The sequence below is a fragment of the Spiroplasma sp. ald genome (assembly GCF_044714355.1).
Classification (GTDB): domain Bacteria; phylum Bacillota_I; class Bacilli_A; order Mycoplasmatales; family Mycoplasmataceae; genus Spiroplasma; species Spiroplasma phoeniceum.
The window spans coordinates 1-4,262 of sequence record NZ_RXFY01000092.1 but is presented as its reverse complement, the minus strand read 5'-3'; the positions used below and the strand labels follow the sequence as shown (position 1 = coordinate 4,262).

At 26.2% G+C, this 4,262-nt stretch carries 6 protein-coding genes; 1 reads left to right on the top strand and 5 read right to left on the bottom strand.

Annotated elements, in window-relative coordinates; all coding sequences use genetic code 4:
- Positions 1 to 247: 247 nt before the first annotated feature.
- Genes EHU54_RS04765 through EHU54_RS04745 form a run of 5 tightly spaced genes read right to left on the bottom strand, consistent with a single transcriptional unit; the run spans position 248 to position 3,571 of the window.
- Complete coding sequence (locus EHU54_RS04765) at positions 248 to 928, bottom strand: lipoprotein (RefSeq protein ID WP_400249214.1); 681 nt, start codon at positions 926 to 928, stop codon at positions 248 to 250.
- A gap of 42 nt (positions 929 to 970) precedes the next feature.
- Positions 971 to 1,540, bottom strand: coding sequence for a hypothetical protein (locus tag EHU54_RS04760; RefSeq protein WP_400249213.1), 570 nt, complete (start codon positions 1,538 to 1,540; stop codon positions 971 to 973).
- Between the two features lie 12 nt (positions 1,541 to 1,552).
- A complete protein-coding gene (locus EHU54_RS04755) occupies positions 1,553 to 2,272 on the bottom strand; it encodes an RsmE family RNA methyltransferase (RefSeq protein WP_400249212.1) in 720 nt (239 codons plus the stop codon).
- Positions 2,272 to 2,847, bottom strand: coding sequence for a dephospho-CoA kinase (gene coaE / locus EHU54_RS04750; RefSeq protein WP_400249211.1), 576 nt, complete (start codon positions 2,845 to 2,847; stop codon positions 2,272 to 2,274). Before coaE ends, EHU54_RS04755 begins: the two co-directional genes overlap by 1 nt.
- A 37-nt stretch (positions 2,848 to 2,884) precedes the next feature.
- Positions 2,885 to 3,571 carry a GDSL-type esterase/lipase family protein gene (locus tag EHU54_RS04745; RefSeq protein ID WP_400249210.1) on the bottom strand — a complete coding sequence of 229 codons (687 nt, stop codon included), beginning with the start codon at positions 3,569 to 3,571 and terminating at the stop codon, positions 2,885 to 2,887.
- A gap of 344 nt (positions 3,572 to 3,915) precedes the next feature.
- On the opposite strand from EHU54_RS04745, the gene EHU54_RS04740 reads away from it, so the two are divergent.
- Positions 3,916 to 4,170: a hypothetical protein gene (locus EHU54_RS04740; protein WP_400249208.1), complete on the top strand. Its 255-nt coding sequence runs from the start codon at positions 3,916 to 3,918 to the stop codon at positions 4,168 to 4,170.
- The last annotated feature ends 92 nt before the right edge of the window (positions 4,171 to 4,262 follow it).

The window sequence follows — 4,262 nt, the reverse complement described above, 5'->3', positions numbered from 1 at the left end:
TTTAGTGATAATTTGTTAGCTTTGCCACCTTTTTTAAATTTTTCTATTTCAGCAACCTTTAAAATATCTAACATTTTATTAAAAGTGGCTTGTTTTATTCTTGTTAATCGGAATAATTCTTTATCATTAATAAAATCAAATTTATCAAATTTCATAATTTTAGATTACTATAATTTCTATTTTAAATATATTTTATAGGAATTTTAAAATAACTAGGTTATGCAGGGAGTCTATTATTCCACAATTTCTAAGATATTAATTTAAGACCCTTAAATAATTTATACGACCAAATAATTTCACTTGTTTGGAAAAAGTTACTTTGACCACTTTTAACTGAAACTATATAACGTTTTTGGTCTTCATGATATGTTCCTTGTAAGCCAAGACCATCCAAATTACTTTGGTTAAAGGCTGGGCCACCTAATGTCTTAGTAGCAACAGCATCTAATTCACTTGGATCTTTAACTTCTAATGTTGGTGATGCTAATGATAATCAATTTTTTAAATCTGGACGAAGATCAACATAAGATTTTGTTTCTAAATTTCCTCACATTACTGAACCTTTTACTGATTTTGCATCTGGTTTTGCTTCCATTTTGACATAAACTTGATTAAAAGTAAATTTATCACTTAAAAAGTTAACCGTAATATTAACTTCATCTCAAGGCAAATATACTGGAGATAAATTTTGAATTCCTTTTGTAATTGCTGAAGTTAAATTAATTTCATCATTAACAATTGCACTATCTTTTTTTAAACTAAATTTTTTGGCAATAATTTTATCATAAGAAAATGAATTCAAGTCTAATTTGTCCCCAACAATATTATTATTGTTGCCAACATTTCTTGGAGGCATACATGCAACAACATTTGATCCAATAGTAGTCCCAATCATTATTGCTCCTAATAAACTTAATATTTTTTTCATTTTTTCATCCTCCGTTATTAATTTCTCTTTTTTAATTATAAACTAATTATTATTTTTATCATCATCAAAGAAAGGATTTTTGCTCTTTTTTGCTTGCTGCTCATTTGTTAAAACAGTATTATTTTTTTCTTGTTCTTTTGCTCATTGTTCTGAATCTTGTCAATTTTTTTTAACAATAAAAATTCGTTCTTCAACACGAACAATTGATTCCAAGATTGAACAAGCAATTGTACCAACAAAGACTGTTGGAAATCATACATATCAAAAAATACAAATTTGGGCTGGATTTAAAAATTTTGTATTAGCTAAAATTAAAAAAAATAAACTAATCACAAAAATCAAATATTGACCAATATAAAAAATTTGCATAAAAATAATATGTTTACGTAATAATTGAAATGGTGTCTTTTTTAACTCATGAATACGAACTAAATGATAAATAATAAAAATAATAATAGCAAAACCAATTAAAACATAGCCAATTTTGTAGCCCGTTACTGCTGCAATATCTCATTTTTGTAATCCTAAAATTAGAAAAATTAGTACTAAAGCTGTATATAATATTATATTTGCAACACTAACTAGTGCTTTAATCGATACTACTTTTGTCATCTTTGCCCTCTCCTATAATTCTTTTTCATACATAATCATTGCTAAAAGTGCAACTGGTGCTGTTTCAGCTCGTAAAATTCGTTGCCCTAATGAAACGGGGTAATATTGATATGAAGATAAAACCGCAATTTCATGTGGAATAAATCCACCTTCAGGGCCAATTACAACTGTAATTGTTTTAAAATCTTGTTGTAAAAACTGTTTTATTGATAATGTTTCTGCAACGTTTTCATAGCAAACAAGATTAACATCACTTTGATATTGTTGTAACACTTTTAAATCACTTTCAACATCATGTACGAACGGTACTTGATTACGGTAAGATTGTTCTGCTGCTTCCTTACAAATTTTTGTTCAACGTTCAATCTTTTTAAAATTATTTTCACCTTTTAATTGTACCACACAACGACTAAACTGAAAGGGAATGATTTCATTAACTCCTAATTCTGTTGCTTTTTGTAATAAATAATCTCATTTTGCATTCCGAATTAGACCTGCAATTAATCGTACTTTAATTGGACTTTCATGATTTTGCTGTAATTTTTTAATTAATTTAAATAAATACTTTTGTGGTGCTTGTACTTCTAATATCGTTAAATAATGTTCACAATTATAAATGCAAATAATTTGTGTTTGGTCTCTTAAACGCAAAACTTGTTTAATTTGTTTAACATCATCTTCAGCTAAAATAAAGTAATTATTTTCTAATTGATTGGCAACAAAACGGTGCATTATTGTTCATCTCCTAATATGTCTTCCGTTATCTTATCTAATTCTTGGTACAGTTTTGGCAGTGATTTGTTAGTGGTTACTTTATAATCAGGTTTTATCTGTTTAAAAAAAGTTGCTTGAATTTTTAATAACTGTTCTATTTGTTCTGATGATTGTTGATCACGAGCATTAATTCGCGTAATAATGTTCTTTTTACTAGCAGTAATAAATATTTTTGCTGTAAAAGAAAGTGCTAATGTGCTTAAACCAATTGCTTCAATTAAAAATTTTTGGTTTGGATTATTATTAATAATTGTAATAATTTGTTGATTAACTTTTGGTCATAAATAATTATTCAACTTATTGTTAGCAAGAGGATTAGTAAAAATAATTGTTCATAAACGCTCACGATTAAGAACACCATTAATAACTATTCCCGGAAAAGTTTGCTCTAAAAAAAACAAAACGGTTGGCTCTTGCATAATTTCTTTTGCAATTTTATCCGCATTTAAATAAGTGAAATGATATTTATTTTGTAAGTATTCACAGGCACTTGTTTTTCCTGCTCCAATATAACCATAAACACCAATAATCATTTATGTTTAATTCCTTTCTAATTGCTTTTTACTAAAATTAATTTAAATTTAATAAATTTTCTGCAACAATAACATCAAAAATGGTTTGGGCGACAGGCATTGTTTCCATTGGTGTATAATGAATACCATCATATTCATTTTGATCTTCGGGATGTGGATTTGCTGATAATTTTAAATTAACAACAGGAATATTTAATTTTGCACAATATTTTTGATAAGCTTCTGGTAAGGATGTCAACAATTCACCATCATGCAATGTTAATACTTTTGGTGGGCAAACTACTAAAACATGATAATTCACTTCTTCTTTATTATCTTTATGCAATACTTTCATTTTATTAATCAATTCCCCTAATGAATCAACAATTTTTGTTTCAATTGGATAATCTGGGATTTCTTTTAATTTTGCATAAGCATCATAACCAAAATAATCATTTGTTCCTAAAAAAATCATGAATAAATCAATTGGATGTGTTTTTTGATATAAAACTGATAAATTGTCCATTCCATTATCTTGGGGAAAACCAAAATCAATTAATGGCTTAATAATTGTTCGTCCTGGTTGGGTATCAGTTTGAATTTCAATTTCTCCTGTTTGATAATATTTTGTTAATAAATTTTCTAATTTTACTGGTCAATTATCAGCATCTGCCATTTTGCCAGTTCCCATCGGTAAATAACCAAAAGTTAGTGAATCTCCTAAAATTGCAATTTTCTTTTTCATCCAAACCTTTCTCTCTGTTATACCATTATTTTATCTTATTTCATTATAATTAAGATTTAATTTTTAAAACTTTCTGAAAAAATAAAATAATCCATGCTAAACCAAATAAACCACGTAATCCATTAGGCAATGTTTGATAAACTCGTAAGTATTGCGATAAAGAATAAAATAAAAATGCAAGAAGTCTAATAATCTTAATTATCAACAAACAAATAATTTACAAAATTTAATTAGAAACAAAAGAGGCGTTGATGATGGCAATGAACTTGTTGGTTCAAGTAAAACTGGTAAATTTTATGTTTCTTTTGAACCAAATTTTTGAGAAGAAATTATAATTATAAAATATGAATCTGGTAATAACTTATCACTTTTTCAAAAAAATTAAGGAAAAAATTTATAATGATAAAGATCAATTTGATATATGAAAATGATTTACAAGAGAATATGATGTTAATAATTTTTCAAAAATAATTTTTAATAATTGAGATTATGTAAATTTTTATTGAAGAAATAGCACAAAAAGAGAAAGAATTAGAATTGTAACTAAGAACAATATGATTGCTAGTGTTGTCATAAGAACAGGTGATAGCAAATATTAGACTTCTTGCATAACCTAGTAAAATAATTGTAAATATTTTTAAAAAGATACTAATAGCAAATTATAATTTTAATTAATTATGTCTTTTATTTA